This is a genomic window from Erwinia amylovora (assembly GCF_017161565.1).
In the GTDB taxonomy this organism is placed as follows: Bacteria; Pseudomonadota; Gammaproteobacteria; order Enterobacterales; family Enterobacteriaceae; genus Erwinia; species Erwinia amylovora.
Genome location: NZ_CP066796.1, coordinates 2,783,390 through 2,799,252 on the forward strand (window position 1 = coordinate 2,783,390; position 15,863 = coordinate 2,799,252).

The following is a 15,863-nucleotide window of genomic DNA, read 5'->3' on the forward strand; positions in this document are numbered from 1 at the left end:
AGGATTTTTGAGAAAACAATCTAAATGGATAAAAACCTACGTTTCCTGGTCGTTGATGATTTTGCCACCATGCGCCGCATCGTGCGCAATCTGTTGCAGGACCTGGGATACAAAAATATTGAAGAGGCTGAAGACGGCCAGGATGCGCTGAACAGACTGCGCACCTCATCGTTTGATTTCGTGGTGAGCGACTGGAATATGCCGAACATCGATGGTCTTCAGCTGCTGAAAACCATTCGTCAGGAGCCTGAACTGATGAAGTTGCCGGTGCTGATGGTCACCGCCGAGGCAAAACGCGAAAACATTATTGCCGCCGCTCAGGCCGGTGCTAATGGTTATATCGTTAAACCTTTCACCGCTGTCACGCTTGAAGAGAAGCTGGGCAAAATATTCGAAAAACTCGGTTAACGACAATGACAATTGATAATAACGCCGACAACTTCAAAGATATTTTTTCACGTATCGGGCAGCTGACGCGTGTGCTGCGTAACAGCATGGCCAACCTGGGTCTTGAACAGGTGCTGAAGGAGATGGCCGGCGCCTTCCCGAATACCCGCGACCGTCTTGACTACGTGGTAGATAAAACCTCTCAGGCCGCCAACTGTGCATTAACCTGCGTCGAGGTGGCCCGCCCGCTTCAGGAGCAGTTAGGCAGCCAGGCGACTGCCCTGTCGGCCAAATGGGACGCATGGTTTGCCAATCCACAGCCACTTGAGGACGCACGCGAACTGGTTATTCAGACGCGCGCCTACCTGCAACAGGTTCCTGAGGTCACCCGCAGCACCAATCAGCAGCTGACCGATATCATGATGGCGCAGGACTTCCAGGATTTGACCGGGCAAGTTCTGCAAGGCCTGGTGAATGTGATTGAGCTGGTGGAAAAAGAGCTGATCTGCGTGCTGCTGGAAAATATGCAGGAATTAGAACCCGATCGCGACGATGCTCAAGCGCAGCTGAAAAATGGTCCGCAAATCAATTCCACCGCCGAAGGCATTGTCGCTTCACAGGAGCAGGTTGATGATTTGCTGGAATCGCTTGGCTTCTGAGTGAGCTGATACGCCACTATGTCGCAAGAAAGTGATAATGAAAAAACCGAAGCCCCCACGCCCAGTCGGATTGCCAGGGCGCGTGAAGAAGGACAGATCCCGCGTTCCAGGGAGCTGACCACGCTATTGATGCTGCTGGTTGGCTGGGGGCTGATGCTGTGCTCCGGCGGTAATCTGGTGCGCAGCTTACAGGGTTTGCTGCACAACGGTCTGATTTTTGACCGGCTGTTGATCCTCGATCCGGCGCAGATGCTGCAGCGTAGCGCTTCCCTGCTTGGTCAGGCCTTTATGGCCATCATGCCGTTTGTCTTCGGTCTGCTGCTGACGGCAGTCAGCGCACCGCCACTGATCGGTGGCCTGATCCTGAGCGGAAAGTCGTTAGCGCCGAAGTTGAAAAAGCTCAATCCGCTTAGCGGTATCAAGCGCATGTTTTCAGCGCAGATGGCGTCAGAGATGGTGAAGGCCATTCTGAAAGTGCTGCTGGCCACCCTCGGCGGTGGACTCTATCTGCTGCTGAATAAAGAGAAGTTTATCCGGCTGATTTTTGAACCGCTCGGTATGGCGTTAACCGATATCAGCAGCCTGCTGCTTGGCTGCCTGCTGGCGGTGATTATGTCACTGATCCCGATGGTCGCTTTTGACGTGATTTACCAGTTGTACAGCCACTGGAAAAAGCTGCGCATGAGCCGTCAGGAGATCAAAGATGAGTTCAAGAAGCAGGAAGGCGACCCGCAGATTAAAGGGCGCGTCAGGCAGATGCAGCGCGCCATGGCGCAGCGCCGCATGATGACCGATGTACCGGATGCGGATGTGATAGTGAATAACCCGACCCACTACTCCGTGGCCCTGAAATATCAAGATGGCAGCCTGGGCGCACCCAAAGTAGTGGCGAAAGGCAGCGGTCTGGTTGCCTTACGCATTCGCGAACTGGCTGAAAGCCATAAGGTTCCGATGCTGGAAGCGCCCCCGCTGGCGCGAGCACTCTATCGCCACTGTGAGATTGGCGCACCGATACCGGCCGATTTATATCATGCGGTGGCGGAAGTCCTCGCCTGGGTTTATAGCCTCAGGCGCTGGCGTAAAGGCTATGGACAACGGCCAAACACCCCTGAAAACCTTCCGGTGCCTGAAGCGCTGGATTTTGCCCAAGAGAGTAAAGAGTGATGGCCAATCTAGCCACCCGGTTACGTTTACCGAAGATGAAAGACACGCAGTGGCAGGTTCTCGCCGGCCCTGTGCTGATTATGACCATCCTGTCGATGATGATCCTGCCGCTGCCGGCCTTCGTGCTGGATCTGCTGTTCACCTTCAATATTGTGCTGTCGATCATGATCCTGCTGGTGGCCATGTTCACCCAGAAGACGCTGGAATTCTCGGCTTTTCCGACGGTCCTGCTGTTCTCCACGCTGCTGCGTCTGGCGCTTAACGTGGCTTCAACGCGTGTGATCCTGATGGATGGCCACACCGGAACCGCTGCCGCCGGCCACGTTGTTGAAGCCTTTGGTAATTTCCTGGTAGGGGGTAATTTCGCTATCGGGATTATCGTCTTTATTATCCTGATCATCATTAACTTTATGGTCATCACCAAGGGTGCCGGGCGTATTGCCGAAGTTGGTGCACGTTTCACCCTGGACGGGATGCCGGGCAAACAGATGGCGATAGATGCCGATCTCAACGCCGGACTGATTGGCGAAGAGGAAGCCAAGCGCCGTCGCCAGGAAGTCACCCAGGAAGCCGATTTCTACGGTTCAATGGACGGTGCCAGTAAGTTTGTCCGCGGTGACGCGATTGCCGGACTGATGATCATGGTGATCAACGTGCTTGGCGGTTTGATGATCGGCATTATGCAGCATGATATGTCGGCGGGAATGGCGGCAGAAACCTATACGCTGCTGACCATCGGCAACGGACTGGTCGCGCAGATCCCAGGTCTGGTGATCTCTACCGCTGCCGGCGTGGTGGTCACGCGGGTGGTCAACGAGCAGGATGTTGGCGAGCAGATGATCGGCCAGCTGTTCAGCTCGCCACGCGTTATCTTGCTGGCAGCAGGGGTGATCGGCCTGCTCGGTCTGATCCCCGGCATGCCGAACGTGGTGTTTTTACTGTTTACCGCCGTGCTGCTGGGCATCGCCTGGTGGCTGCGCGGCCGTCAAGGCCAGCAAGGCGCACGTCCCGGTAGCCCGACGGAATTGGCGGAAGATAAGGCGCGGGCCGAAGCCGAAGCGGCACAGGTCAATGAAGCTACCTGGTCAGACGTGCAGATGGAAGACGTGCTCGGGCTGGAAGTCGGCTACCGGCTGATCCCGATGGTCGATCAGGAACAGCAGGGCCAGCTGCTGACGCGCGTACGCGGCATCCGTAAAAAGTTTGCCCAGCAGATGGGCTTTTTGCCGCCGCCGGTGCATATACGCGATAACCTCGATCTCTCTCCCACCTCCTACAGCATCTTGCTGAAAGGCGTTGAGATCGGTCGCGGCGAAGTGATACCGGAACGCTTTATGGCGATCAACCCGGGTTGTGCGGAAGGTGACGTACCGGGCACCGCCTGCGTAGAACCGACCTTTGGCTTACCCGCCCTGTGGATCGATGAGGTACAGCGCGAGCTGGCACAAACGTTGGGCTATACCGTGGTCGATCCCAGTTCGGTGGTCGCTACCCATCTGAATCATCTGATCAGCATCCATACCGAAGAGCTGTTTGGTCGTCAGGAAGCGCAACAGCTGCTTGACCAGCTGACCAAACAGTCACCTAAGCTGGTAGAAGACCTGATACCAGGGGTGATCTCGCTGACCACGCTGCATAAGGTGCTGCAAAACCTGCTGGCCGAACGTATTGCCATCCGCGACATGCGCACCATCATCGACACGCTGGCCGAATTTGCCAGCGCGCAGAGCGATGCCGATGAATTAACCGCCCGCGTACGCGTGCGGCTGGCGCGCTCAATCACCCATCAGTGGTTTACCGCTGACGACGATATTCAGGTGATTGGGCTGGATTTGTCACTGGAACAGCTGCTGGTGCAGGCTACGCAAAGCGGCAGCGCCATTGAGCCAGGTATTGCGGAAAACCTGATGAAGCAGACTGGCCTGGCGCTACAACATCAGGAAGGCATTGGAGCCCCGCCGGTGCTGCTGGTTAATCCCTCTCTGCGCCTGATGCTGTCACGCTATTTGCGGCGCATCTTCCCGCAGCTGGTGGTGTTGTCAAGTCAGGAGATTAATAGCCAGCGAAATGTGCGCATGACCTGGATGATCGGGGGGCAGTCGTGAAAAGCGCGCTGCCTGCCCTGCTGTTGATGCTGCCGATTGCCGTGCACGCCAGCCACGGCGGCGCCTGGAGCAGTCAGAGCTTCGGTGGCGTTATTTCTCGCGGCCAGCAGGAGATCACCAGCCGTCCGCTGCAGCCTGGCGCGCCGCTCCCCGCTTCGGCAACGGCAGCGCGGGTGGCATGGCGTATCACCCCCGACAGCGCGCCACCGCCGGATCTTAAAATAACGTTATGCAGCCGGGGGCGCTGCATGGCGTTGCCCGCGCTGGCCGGTGAGCAAACCTTACCGTCGTCATTTCCCGCCGACGGCCCTTTTCGTTTTATTTATTCCACGGTGACGCGAGGCTCCCTGCAACCCGCACTCACCATCCTCAGTAATCAGCTGACCGTCAACTATCGTACCGGCGCGCTATTGCGATGACGGGCAAGGCCGGCGCGTCCATCGCGCAGCGGCTGGCTGTCAGTCGGCGATCCCGGCCTTTATCTATAAGAATACTTATTCACTGGTGCGTTTAGCGCGGATTCAAAACCCTGCTATCTGCAACAAAATCGGCAGGATTTGCTCATTCAATACCAGGCAATCGTTTACCCCGACGTTTAGATGCCTGAACAGCACGTTAGCGATAAAGTTCACTCTGCACTGATTAATTTGTGATAAAAATCACACTTTAACCAAATCGAAATGAAACACACTTTGACAAGTGTGAGTGATATCTATTTGCTAGAGCGCTGACGGCGGCACACTGCCGCAGAATTCATGCGGGTGTTTTTGCCTTCGCGATAACCACCCATTTCGCCTGTAGAAGCGGCAACCCGACCTGAACGATAGCTGCCAGACAGGTCACTGAGCATGTGAAAAGCACTAATGAAATATAAAATAATCATGGCCGGAGCGCTGGCCGCGCTTTCTTATACCCAATCCTCCGTCGCTGAAACCGGCAACGCCGAATACGTTTCAGACTGGTGGCATCAGAGCGTTAACGTGGTGGGCAGCTATCACACCCGCTTCGGACCCAGGCTGAATAACGATGTGTATCTCGAATATGAAGCCTTTGCGCATAAAGACGGGTTGGATTTTTACGGCTATATCGATGTGCCTAAATTCTTCGGCACCGGCAACGGTAATAACGTCGGCGCCTGGGATGACGGTTCCCCGTTCTTTATGGAGATTGAACCACGCTTCTCCATTGATAAACTGACCGGCACCCAGCTGGGCTTTGGCCCGTTTAAAGAGTGGTATTTCGCCAACAACTACGTCTACGACATGGGCGATAACAAGGCCAGCCGCCAGAATACCTGGTATATGGGGCTGGGCACCGACATCGACACACATTCTGATATGGGCTTGTCTTTGAACGTATACGCCAAATATCAGTGGGAGAACTATGGCGCAGCTAACGAAGACCGCTGGGACGGTTACCGCTTCAAGGTGAAATACTTTGTGCCGCTGACCACACTGTGGGGCGGCAATCTGAGCTATATCGGCTTTACCAACTTTGACTGGGGTTCGCAGCTTGGTGATAACGCCAGCCCGGCACGAACCAGCAATTCCATCGCCTCCAGCCATATTCTTTCTCTCGGCTACGATCGCTGGCACTACTCGTTTGTTGCGCGCTACTTCCACAACGGCGGACAGTGGAACGACGGCGTGGTGCAGAACTTCGGCGCCGGGGATTTCACCGTGAAATCAACCGGCTTTGGCTACTATCTGGTGGTTGGCTATAACTTCTGACAGCGAACCGGCCTGCGCCAGGGACGCCAACATGGCTAACAGCTCAACGCGCCGACCGGCGCGTTTTTTTTGCCGCCGGTAAAACGTTATACTTGCTGGGCAATACAGCATCTGCAAACAGGAAGAGTTATGTGTGCCAAATTTGTTGACCACGACGTTACGCTGCGCCCGCTGGAGCGGGAAGATCTGCGGTTTGTCCACCAGCTGGATAATAACGCCAGCGTGATGCGCTACTGGTTTGAAGAACCGTATGAGGCTTTTGTGGAGCTGTCAGATCTCTATGACAAGCACATTCATGACCAAAGCGAGCGGCGCTTTGTAGTGGAGCATGCCGGAAGCAATGCGGGGCTGGTGGAACTGGTGGAAATTAATCACGTCCACCGCCGGGCGGAGTTTCAGATTATTATCGCCCCCAGTCATCAGGGCAAAGGACTGGCCAGTCAGGCGGTTAAGATGGCAATGGATTATGGTTTCTCGGTGCTGAATCTCTACAAGCTTTACCTGATTGTCGATAAAGAGAACGAAAAGGCGATTCACATCTATCGCAAGCTGGGCTTTGAGGTGGAAGGCGAGTTAATCCACGAGTTCTTTATTAACGGTGAATACCGTAACACCATACGTATGTGCATCTTCCAGCCTCAGTTTCTTGAGCGTTTCAAACCCGCACAGGGCATGGTGCAACCTGCGGCACAGTAAGCAGGCCGGAAATCCGGCCTGCTCTGGTTTAATAACTAAGCCCCGCGAGCGCCGACAGGACTCATCACCACCTGCAGGCGCGGCGGCTCAATTTTGTACATCCCGCCATAGAACGGGTCAACCACCAGCCAGCCAGGGAACCCGAGCAGTGGAATATTGCCCAGCAAATACCACAGGTTTGCGCTCTCTTTCAACGGCAGCGTCTGCGGCACATAGCCGGCACGCTCCAGCATGACCAGGTACTTTTTCTTACCAAAATAGTCGCCGCTGGACTTTGCCAGCGTCACGGTTTTTGGCGTATAGCCTTCTGCCACCGCTTTACCGCTCTCGTCCTGCACCACAAATTTCACCCCGGGGGGCTGGGTTTGCAGCGTCACATCCTGCGTCTCGCTGGAGACGATGGTTGCACACCCCGTTAATATCCACGCCGCTATCAGCGCTGCGATCGCCCGTTTCATCATTATTCCTGCATATGTCCAGTATGCTGACAGTCTAAGCCTGACCGGGTAAGTTTTCATTATTTACCCACGCATGCCAGCGGGGGAACACAGTGATTAATTAGCGCGTTATTCAGCCATTAAAGGGGAAACATTCTGCATGCCGTGGACGCGCATGCCTGCCAGTTCATTTTCTGCCGGTGAGATTATCCAAACATGCGCTCCAGATAACGCTCCAGCGCCATGCGGGAACTGAAACCGTGGGGAATACCGTAATGGTCGTTTGCCTCACCAACCAGATACATCGGGAAGCGGACATAGTGATCGCATGTTTTTACCTCCGAGGCAGCGGTAGCGATGGCCTGGCTTCGCTCTTTAAGCGTCGGGTGGATAACCAACGCGGTACGACCGAGGCGCGCTTCACGGTTGACATAGACATAGTCTTCACCGCGACGATAACCGTAGGTTTTGGTGGTTATCGCATCCATTTCAAACCCCACTTTTTCCAAAACGCGCGCTACCTCATCAGGTCGTAAATACATGCTTGTTCCTCTCAGTCTGCAAACCAGGCAACCTTACAACAGGCGCTGCCTTCAGGGCTTTCGGAATAATCCATAAACGCCGACCATCAGGCGGCACAATCTGAGCCAGTCCTGTAACTAATAGTCGATTTCCGCACAAAGTAACAAATATTTGGCTGCCTGAGGTCAACGGCATCGGTGCTGCAAACGCTTCAGAGATTATTTTTTGCCGTGATGATTGCCGGCGCGCCGATGCCGCAGTGGTTGACTCCGGCCCGGCACCCGCAAACGAAAGCGGATTTTTTTTTCGGCTATTTTTTCGCGCTGAGAGCTTGTGCCAGAGGACCTGTGTCGCGATGGTGCAAGATAAATCTGATGACCTGAAATTTGTATGGTTGCAATCCGCAGACGCTATATCTAGTATTTAGTGAAAGGGATAAACGCTATATGGTGTGTTTTCTGCTAAATCTCACTGACTGAGTGAGAGCCAATATAATCAACGCTCCGGCCAAGAAAGGAAATGCGAATCATGCGCATTATTATTTACACTAAAGATAATTGTGTCCAGTGCAACGCCACAAAAAATGCCATGGACAAGAAAGGGATTGATTACCAACTGATTAACCTCGACCACGAACCAGCCCATGTCGAGACCCTGAGGTCATTAGGTTACCGCCAGGTACCGGTGGTAATGGCTGAGCAGGAACACTGGAGCGGCTTTCGTCCGGACAAAATTCATGCGCTAAGCCATGCCGTTGCGGTGCGGGGGTAATCGCATGGCTTCGCTGGTTTACTTCTCCAGCCTGTCAGAAAACACCCACCGTTTTATCGCGCGGTTAAACCTGCCGTCACGCCGTATTCCGCTCGATTACGCGCAGCAGTTGCAGGTCAGTGAACCTTATATTCTGGTGGTGCCCAGTTACGGCGGCGGCACGCACCAGGGGGCGGTGCCTAAACAGGTGATCCGGTTTCTTAATCACAGCAATAATCGTCGGCTGATCCGCGGCGTTATTGCTGCCGGTAACCGTAACTTTGGCGAAGCTTTTTGCCTCGCTGGCAAAATTATTGCGCAAAAATGCCAGGTACCCTGTCTCTATCGCTTTGAGCTGATGGGTACCCCTGAAGATATCGCTAACGTCTACAACGGAGTAACCGAATTTTGGCAGCGACAGACAGCACATTCTTAGAGGCCGCGGAGGCTACGGCGGATTATCACGCGCTCAACGCGATGCTCAATCTGTACGACGATAATGGCCATATTCAGTTTGAAAAAGACCAGGACGCCACGCGCCAATACTTTATTCAACACGTCATCCCCAACAGCGTTCAGTTCAACTCCATCGCCGAACGTTTGCAGTTTCTGGTGGCGGAAGGCTATTACGAAGCTGAGGTGTTGAACGCATACCCGTTTGAGTTTGTCTGTTCGCTGTTCGCCCGGGCCACTGCACGCCGCTTTCGCTTTCAGACATTCCTCGGCGCATGGAAGTTCTATACCAGCTATACGCTGAAAACCTTTGACGGCAAGCGCTATCTGGAAAGTTTTACCGAACGCGTATGTATGGTGGCACTGACGTTAGCCAAAGGTGACCAGCCGCTGGCGCTGGCGCTGGCGGATGAAATTCTGAGCGGCCGCTTTCAGCCGGCCACGCCCACCTTCCTTAACTGCGGTAAGCAGCAGCGCGGCGAGCTGGTCTCCTGCTTCCTGCTGCGAATCGAAGACAATATGGAATCGATTGGCCGTGCGGTCAATTCGGCGCTGCAGCTCTCCAAGCGTGGCGGCGGCGTAGCGTTCCTGTTGTCAAACCTGCGTGAGGCCGGTGCACCGATTAAGCGCATTGAAAATCAGTCTTCCGGCGTGATCCCGGTGATGAAGATGCTGGAAGATGCTTTCTCCTACGCCAACCAGCTTGGTGCCCGTCAGGGGGCGGGGGCGGTTTACCTGCATGCGCACCACCCGGATATTCTGCACTTCCTTGATACCAAGCGCGAAAACGCCGACGAAAAGATCCGCATCAAAACTTTGTCGCTCGGCGTAGTGATCCCCGATATCACCTTCCAGCTGGCCAAAGATAACCAGCAGATGGCGCTGTTTTCACCGTATGACGTTGAGCGAATTTACGCTTTGCCGTTTGCCGATATCAGCATCAGCGAAAAATACCATGAGATGCTGGCGGATACGCGAATCCGCCGCACCTTTATCAATCCGCGTGAGTTTTTCCAGACGCTGGCGGAGATCCAGTTCGAGTCCGGTTATCCCTACATCATGTTTGAAGACACGGTGAACCGGGCCAATCCGGTCCACGGGCGTATCAATATGAGTAACCTGTGCTCGGAAATCCTGCAGGTTAACACCCCAACCGAATATAACGATGACCTGAGCTATCGACATATCGGCAAGGATATTTCCTGCAATCTCGGCTCGCTGAATATCGCCCATGCGATGGATTCTGCCGATTTTGCCCGCACGGTTGAGATCGCCGTACGCGGACTGACGGCGGTATCCGATCAAAGCCATATCCATTCGGTGCCCTCAATCGAACAGGGCAATGCGCAGTCACACGCCATCGGCCTGGGGCAGATGAATCTGCACGGTTATCTGGCGCGGGAAGGTATTGAGTACGGTTCTGAAGCGGGTCTGGACTTCACCAATATTTACTTTTACACCGTGACGTACCATGCCCTGCGCACTTCAAACCAGCTGGCGCGTGAACGTGCTACCACTTTTAGCGGCTTTGCGGATTCCCGTTATGCCAGCGGCGAATATTTCACCCAGTATGTCGGGCAACGCTGGCAGCCACGTACTGCTCAGGTCGCCGCGCTGTTTGCCAAGGCAGGGATTGAGATCCCGACACAGCAGCAGTGGCAGGCGCTGAAAGAGGCGGTGATGCAACACGGGCTGTACAATCAGAATTTGCAGGCGATCCCGCCGACCGGGTCGATCTCCTATATCAACCACGCCACCTCAAGTATTCATCCGATTGTGTCGCGCATTGAGATCCGTAAAGAGGGCAAGACTGGCCGCGTCTATTATCCGGCCCCCTTTATGAATAACGATAATCAGGCGTTTTACCGCGATGCTTATGATATCGGGCCGGAAGCGATAATCGATACCTACGCCGAAGCCACCCGCCACGTCGATCAGGGGCTGTCGCTGACGCTGTTCTTCCGCGATACCGCCACCACGCGCGATATTAACCGGGCGCAGATTTATGCCTGGAAGAAAGGCATCAAAACGCTGTACTACATTCGCCTGCGTCAGATGGCCCTGCAGGGCACTGAGGTCGAAGGCTGTGTCTCCTGCTCACTCTGACCCCCCTTTCATCGCGGGCCAGAGTGCGCCGGCCCGAAAAAAGATATCACTATGAAACTAAATAAAATTCAGGCCATTAACTGGAACAAAATCGAAGACGACAAGGATCTGGAAGTGTGGAACCGCCTGACCAGCAACTTCTGGCTACCGGAAAAGGTTCCGCTTTCCAACGATATTCCGTCGTGGAACTCTCTCAGTGCCGATGAGCAGCAGCTGACTATCCGCGTGTTTACCGGCCTGACGCTGCTGGACACGATTCAAAATACCCTGGGCGCTCCGGCGCTGATGGCCGATGCGCTGACGCCGCACGAAGAAGCGGTGATGTCGAATATCAGCTTTATGGAAGCGGTGCACGCACGTTCTTACAGCTCGATTTTCTCGACGCTGTGCCACACCAGCGACGTCGATGCCGCCTACGCCTGGAGCGAGGATAACGCGCCGTTGCAGGCTAAAGCGCAGATTATCCTGCAACACTATTACCACAACGACCCGCTGAAAAAGAAAATTGCCAGCGTGTTTCTTGAGTCGTTCTTGTTCTATTCCGGTTTCTACCTGCCTGTGTACTGGTCGAGCCGGGGCAAGCTGACCAATACCGCCGACCTGATCCGGCTGATAATCAAGGATGAGGCAGTGCATGGCTATTACATTGGTTATAAATACCAGAAAGCACTGGAGAAAGAGACGCCACAGCGTAAAGAGGAGCTGCAACAGTTTGCCATTGAACTGCTTCTTGAGCTGTATGAAAACGAACTGGCCTATACGGATGCGCTTTACTCAGGCGTGGGCTGGCAGGAAGATGTAAAAAAATTCCTGCATTACAATGCGAACAAGGCGCTGATGAACCTCGGTTACGAGGCGCTCTTCCCCGCTGAAATGACCGATGTCAACCCGGCGATCCTCGCCGCGCTGTCGCCAAATGCCGATGAAAACCACGACTTTTTCTCCGGTTCTGGCTCCTCTTATGTGATGGGCAAAGCGGTCGATACCGAGGACGAAGACTGGGACTTTTAACCTGTTGAGCGATGGCTGCCGCCGGTAGCCATTTTTAATATCTGGTTTTGCTGCTGTTTTATTTCAGTGAAACCCTGCATTTTTTCTGATTCAAATATGACCGTTTTGACAAGTTTATTTTCCGCCAGCAGACAACCTACAGAACAATATCTGACTCTTTAGAGAGAAGATTCCTAGAGAAATATCCAATTTTTTTCCCTCGCGTGACTCGCTGCAATCCCTTACCCACTCTGACATTAGCCGATCCGACTACCTGAATGAGAGTATTCTACTTCCATGATGAGGGTTGCCTTAGATTCTCAGTATGCTACGGTATAGGCCGATAATATTTAATTACAAAGAAGAGTCGCAATTAGAAAATCAACTTTAACCGGGAAATAAATTAATGCATGGCTATTAAAATTGAAGTTAAGAATCTATATAAAGTTTTTGGAGATAATCCCGATCGCGCGTTTAAATATATTGATAAAGGGATCGGTAAAGAAGCACTACTGGAGAAAACCGGGCTGTCTCTTGGCGTGAAAAACGCCAGTCTGGCCATTGAAGAAGGCGAGATTTTTGTCATCATGGGGTTATCCGGCTCCGGTAAATCCACTATGGTTCGCCTTCTCAATCGTCTGATAGAACCTACCCGCGGCCAGGTCATCATTGACGGTGAAGATATTGCAAAAATATCGGAAAGTGAATTACGCCAGGTGCGCAGAAATAAAATCAGCATGGTGTTCCAGTCATTTGCGTTAATGCCACATATGACGGTATTAAATAATGCCGCATTTGGTATGGAATTAGCCGGCGTACCCGTGGCAGCGCGTCAGGAAAAAGCGCTTGATGCACTGCGTCAGGTGGGTCTGGATAATTATGCCCATGCCTACCCGGATGAACTTTCCGGTGGCATGCGTCAGCGTGTTGGATTAGCTCGCGCGTTAGCCATCAATCCCGATATATTATTGATGGATGAAGCCTTTTCAGCGCTCGATCCGTTAATTCGTACCGAAATGCAGGATGAGCTGGTCAAATTACAGTCGCGACACCAGCGTACCATCGTCTTTATCTCTCACGATCTGGATGAAGCGATGCGTATTGGCGACCGCATCGCCATCATGCAGGGCGGTGAAGTGGTACAAGTCGGTACGCCGGATGAGATCCTCAATAACCCCGCTAACGACTATGTGCGCACCTTCTTCCGCGGCGTGGATATCAGCCACGTATTCAGCGCGAAGGATATCGCCCGCCGCAGCGCCGCCGCGCTAATTCGTAAAGCGCCGGGTCTTGGCCCGCGTTCAGCCATCAAACTGTTGCAGGATAATGACCGTGAGTACGGCTATGTGCTGGAAAAACAGCGCTTTGTGGGCACCGTCTCCGTCGACTCGCTGAAAGCTGCGCTGGCAGAGGGAGCAGGTCTCGATCGCGCGTTGCTGGACAGCCCCCAGGCGATGCCTGCCGATACCACGCTTAACGATTTGCTTTCCCATGTCGCACAGGCTCCTTGCGCGGTGCCAATCATCGGTGAAGAGGGGCAGTACATCGGCATTATTTCCAAAGGTATGTTATTGCAAGCATTGGATCGTGACGGAGGCCAGCCATGAGTGAACAAACCAGTAACCCGTGGGACTCTGCAACCACAAATCAGAGCGCGCCGGCTGATGCCAGCCAGGCCACCAGCGGCAGCAGCGACCCGTGGGGGGCGCCGAATGCCGCGACTTCCAGCCAGCCAGCCGCCGGTTCTGCTACCGGCGGCAGCGATGCCTGGGGTGCTTCTTCCGGCGCTTCACATGACGCGGCAGCGAGCGGCGACTGGCTGAACAGCGCCCCGGCACCGCAGGTGGAGCATTTTAATCTCCTCGACCCGTTCCATAAAACGCTGATCCCACTCGACAGCTGGGTGACCACCGCGATTGACTGGATTGTGAGCCATTTCCGCCCCCTGTTCCAGGGCATTCGCCTGCCGGTGGATTATATCCTTAGCGCCTTTCAGCAGCTGCTGCTGGGCATGCCGGCACCGGTGGCGATTACCGTTTTTGCCCTGATCGCCTGGCAGCTCTCCAGCGTCAGTATGGGGGTCGCCACGCTGGTGTCACTGGTGGCGATCGGTGCGATCGGCGCATGGTCCCAGGCGATGGTGACGCTGGCGCTGGTGCTGACCGCCCTGCTGTTCTGTATCATCATTGGCCTGCCTTTAGGCATCTGGCTGGCACGCAGCCAGCGTGCGGCGAAAATTATTCGCCCGCTGCTGGATGCGATGCAAACCACGCCAGCCTTTGTCTATCTGGTGCCGATCGTAATGCTTTTTGGCATCGGTAACGTGCCGGGCGTGGTGGTGACCATCATCTTTGCCCTGCCGCCGATTGTGCGTCTGACTATCCTGGGTATCAAGCAGGTGCCTGCTGACCTGGTGGAAGCCGCTGAATCCTTCGGTGCCAGCCCGCGTCAGATGCTGTTTAAAGTCCAGCTGCCGCTGGCGATGCCAACCATTATGGCCGGGGTCAATCAGACGCTGATGCTGGCGCTGTCGATGGTGGTTATCGCTTCAATGATTGCCGTAGGCGGTCTCGGCCAGATGGTGTTACGCGGGATCGGCCGCCTGGACATGGGCCTGGCTACCGTCGGCGGCGTTGGTATCGTTATTCTGGCGATCATCCTTGACCGACTCACGCAGTCGGTGGGTAAGGACAAACGCAGCCGCGGCAACCGTCGCTGGTACACCAGCGGCCCGCTGGGACTGTTGACCCGCCCCTTTATAAAATAATTCTTCTGGCGGCACGCCACCGTGCCGCCCGTAACCTCCGCACGACCAAACATTAAGGAATCGCTATGCGTAAGACAGCACTGCTGGCCGCCGCGTTCACCACGCTGGCCGCCGCCCAGGTTTCCGCCGCCGATCTGCCGGGTACGGGCATTACCGTAAAGCCCGCTCAAAGCACCATTACTGAAGAGACGTTTCAGACGCTGCTGGTAAGCCGCGCGCTGGAGAAACTGGGCTACACCGTTAACGATCCCAGTGAGGTCGATTACAACGTTGCCTACACCTCAATTGCCGCCGGTGATACCACTTTTATGGCCAACAACTGGAGACCGCTGCACGATGATATGTACCAGGCGGCGGGCGGCGACGCCAAATTCTACCGTCAGGGAGCCTACGTACAGGGCGCAGCCCAGGGTTATCTGATTGATAAGAAAACCGCTGATAAGTACCACATCACTAATATCGAACAGCTGAAAGATCCTAAGCTGGCCAAACTGTTTGATACTAACGATGATGGCAAAGCCGATCTGACCGGCTGTACGCCGGGTTGGGGCTGTGATGATGTGATTACCCACCAGATCAAGGCTTACGGACTCAGCAATACCGTTACACATAACCAGGGCAACTACTCGGCGATGATCGCCGACACGATTACCCGCTACAAAGACGGCAAACCGGTGCTCTATTTCACCTGGACACCTTACTGGGTCAGTGATGTGCTGGTTCCGGGCCGCGATGTGGTCTGGTTGCAGGTGCCGTTCTCATCCATGCCGGGCGGACAGAAAAATGTCGATACCAAGCTGGCAAACGGTGCCAACTATGGCTTCCCGGTTAACTCCATGCACATTGTGGCGAACAAAGAGTGGGCGCAGAAAAACCCGGCGGCGGCAAAACTGTTTGCAGAAATGAAGCTGCCGTTAGCGGATATCAACGCGCAGAACTCGCGTATGCATCAGGGCCAGTCTTCTGAGGCGGATATCAATGCGCATGTCAATGGCTGGATCAAAGCGCATCAGGCACAGTTCGATGGCTGGGTGAAAGACGCCCTGGCCGCCGCTAAATAACCTGTAGCCAGGTTGCCGCCCCCGCCTGCGGCAACC

The 15,863-nt window shown here is 54.5% G+C and carries 16 protein-coding genes; 14 read left to right on the forward strand and 2 right to left on the reverse strand.

The window, feature by feature from the left end; translation table 11 throughout:
* Positions 1–24 precede the first annotated feature (24 nt).
* The 7 genes from cheY to speG all read left to right on the forward strand — a co-directional run bounded on the left by cheY (position 25) and on the right by speG (position 6,741).
* Entirely contained in the window at positions 25–408 is a 384-nt protein-coding gene (gene cheY / locus JGC47_RS12785; RefSeq protein ID WP_004159332.1) for a chemotaxis response regulator CheY, read from the forward strand.
* Between the two features lie 5 nt (positions 409–413).
* Positions 414–1,046, forward strand: coding sequence for a protein phosphatase CheZ (cheZ, locus tag JGC47_RS12790; RefSeq protein ID WP_004159335.1), 633 nt, complete (start codon positions 414–416; stop codon positions 1,044–1,046).
* 18 nt (positions 1,047–1,064) lie between these two features.
* Positions 1,065–2,210: a flagellar biosynthesis protein FlhB gene (gene flhB / locus JGC47_RS12795; protein ID WP_004159338.1), complete on the forward strand. Its 1,146-nt coding sequence runs from the start codon at positions 1,065–1,067 to the stop codon at positions 2,208–2,210.
* A complete protein-coding gene (gene flhA / locus JGC47_RS12800) occupies positions 2,210–4,315 on the forward strand; it encodes a flagellar biosynthesis protein FlhA (protein WP_004159341.1) in 2,106 nt (701 codons plus the stop codon). Before flhB ends, flhA begins: the two co-directional genes overlap by 1 nt.
* Positions 4,312–4,734, forward strand: a complete 423-nt coding sequence (locus JGC47_RS12805; RefSeq protein ID WP_004159342.1) for a flagellar protein FlhE — start codon at positions 4,312–4,314, stop codon at positions 4,732–4,734. Before flhA ends, JGC47_RS12805 begins: the two co-directional genes overlap by 4 nt.
* A gap of 444 nt (positions 4,735–5,178) precedes the next feature.
* Positions 5,179–6,045, forward strand: coding sequence for a nucleoside-specific channel-forming protein Tsx (locus JGC47_RS12810; protein ID WP_004159346.1), 867 nt, complete (start codon positions 5,179–5,181; stop codon positions 6,043–6,045).
* Between the two features lie 129 nt (positions 6,046–6,174).
* A complete protein-coding gene (gene speG, locus JGC47_RS12815; RefSeq protein WP_004159349.1) occupies positions 6,175–6,741 on the forward strand; it encodes a spermidine N1-acetyltransferase in 567 nt (188 codons plus the stop codon).
* Between the two features lie 35 nt (positions 6,742–6,776).
* On the opposite strand, the gene JGC47_RS12820 is transcribed toward speG, so the two are convergent.
* Both JGC47_RS12820 and JGC47_RS12825 read right to left on the reverse strand, forming a co-directional pair.
* Positions 6,777–7,199, reverse strand: coding sequence for a hypothetical protein (locus JGC47_RS12820; RefSeq protein ID WP_024015318.1), 423 nt, complete (start codon positions 7,197–7,199; stop codon positions 6,777–6,779).
* A 185-nt stretch (positions 7,200–7,384) separates the two neighbouring features.
* A complete protein-coding gene (locus tag JGC47_RS12825) occupies positions 7,385–7,720 on the reverse strand; it encodes a DUF2002 family protein (protein ID WP_004159360.1) in 336 nt (111 codons plus the stop codon).
* A gap of 508 nt (positions 7,721–8,228) precedes the next feature.
* On the opposite strand from JGC47_RS12825, the gene nrdH reads away from it, so the two are divergent.
* The 7 genes from nrdH to proX all read left to right on the forward strand — a co-directional run bounded on the left by nrdH (position 8,229) and on the right by proX (position 15,827).
* Positions 8,229–8,471, forward strand: coding sequence for a glutaredoxin-like protein NrdH (gene nrdH / locus JGC47_RS12830; RefSeq protein WP_004159367.1), 243 nt, complete (start codon positions 8,229–8,231; stop codon positions 8,469–8,471).
* A 4-nt stretch (positions 8,472–8,475) separates the two neighbouring features.
* Positions 8,476–8,886, forward strand: a complete 411-nt coding sequence (gene nrdI, locus JGC47_RS12835) for a class Ib ribonucleoside-diphosphate reductase assembly flavoprotein NrdI (RefSeq protein ID WP_004159369.1) — start codon at positions 8,476–8,478, stop codon at positions 8,884–8,886.
* A 41-nt stretch (positions 8,887–8,927) separates the two neighbouring features.
* Entirely contained in the window at positions 8,928–11,009 is a 2,082-nt protein-coding gene (gene nrdE / locus JGC47_RS12840) for a class 1b ribonucleoside-diphosphate reductase subunit alpha (RefSeq protein WP_033477886.1), read from the forward strand.
* Between the two features lie 51 nt (positions 11,010–11,060).
* Positions 11,061–12,020: a class 1b ribonucleoside-diphosphate reductase subunit beta gene (gene nrdF / locus JGC47_RS12845; RefSeq protein ID WP_004159373.1), complete on the forward strand. Its 960-nt coding sequence runs from the start codon at positions 11,061–11,063 to the stop codon at positions 12,018–12,020.
* Between the two features lie 389 nt (positions 12,021–12,409).
* Positions 12,410–13,606 carry a glycine betaine/L-proline ABC transporter ATP-binding protein ProV gene (gene proV / locus JGC47_RS12850; RefSeq protein WP_004159375.1) on the forward strand — a complete coding sequence of 399 codons (1,197 nt, stop codon included), beginning with the start codon at positions 12,410–12,412 and terminating at the stop codon, positions 13,604–13,606.
* Entirely contained in the window at positions 13,603–14,766 is a 1,164-nt protein-coding gene (gene proW / locus JGC47_RS12855; RefSeq protein ID WP_004159377.1) for a glycine betaine/L-proline ABC transporter permease ProW, read from the forward strand. Before proV ends, proW begins: the two co-directional genes overlap by 4 nt.
* Before the next feature lie 65 nt (positions 14,767–14,831).
* A complete protein-coding gene (gene proX / locus JGC47_RS12860) occupies positions 14,832–15,827 on the forward strand; it encodes a glycine betaine/L-proline ABC transporter substrate-binding protein ProX (RefSeq protein WP_004159380.1) in 996 nt (331 codons plus the stop codon).
* The last annotated feature ends 36 nt before the right edge of the window (positions 15,828–15,863 follow it).

Bases quoted from the DNA above. Each gene is read 5' to 3' on its own strand.
- cheY (WP_004159332.1), top strand. From the start codon at position 25: ATGGATAAAAACCTACGTTTCCTGGTCGTTGATGATTTTGCCACCATG.
- cheZ (WP_004159335.1), top strand. From the start codon at position 414: ATGACAATTGATAATAACGCCGACAACTTCAAAGATATTTTTTCACGT.
- flhB (WP_004159338.1), top strand. From the start codon at position 1,065: ATGTCGCAAGAAAGTGATAATGAAAAAACCGAAGCCCCCACGCCCAGT.
- flhA (WP_004159341.1), top strand. From the start codon at position 2,210: ATGGCCAATCTAGCCACCCGGTTACGTTTACCGAAGATGAAAGACACG.
- JGC47_RS12810 (WP_004159346.1), top strand. From the start codon at position 5,179: ATGAAATATAAAATAATCATGGCCGGAGCGCTGGCCGCGCTTTCTTAT.
- speG (WP_004159349.1), top strand. From the start codon at position 6,175: ATGTGTGCCAAATTTGTTGACCACGACGTTACGCTGCGCCCGCTGGAG.
- JGC47_RS12820 (WP_024015318.1), bottom strand. From the start codon at position 7,199: ATGAAACGGGCGATCGCAGCGCTGATAGCGGCGTGGATATTAACGGGG.
- JGC47_RS12825 (WP_004159360.1), bottom strand. From the start codon at position 7,720: ATGTATTTACGACCTGATGAGGTAGCGCGCGTTTTGGAAAAAGTGGGG.
- nrdH (WP_004159367.1), top strand. From the start codon at position 8,229: ATGCGCATTATTATTTACACTAAAGATAATTGTGTCCAGTGCAACGCC.
- nrdI (WP_004159369.1), top strand. From the start codon at position 8,476: ATGGCTTCGCTGGTTTACTTCTCCAGCCTGTCAGAAAACACCCACCGT.
- nrdE (WP_033477886.1), top strand. From the start codon at position 8,928: ATGCTCAATCTGTACGACGATAATGGCCATATTCAGTTTGAAAAAGAC.
- nrdF (WP_004159373.1), top strand. From the start codon at position 11,061: ATGAAACTAAATAAAATTCAGGCCATTAACTGGAACAAAATCGAAGAC.
- proV (WP_004159375.1), top strand. From the start codon at position 12,410: ATGGCTATTAAAATTGAAGTTAAGAATCTATATAAAGTTTTTGGAGAT.
- proW (WP_004159377.1), top strand. From the start codon at position 13,603: ATGAGTGAACAAACCAGTAACCCGTGGGACTCTGCAACCACAAATCAG.
- proX (WP_004159380.1), top strand. From the start codon at position 14,832: ATGCGTAAGACAGCACTGCTGGCCGCCGCGTTCACCACGCTGGCCGCC.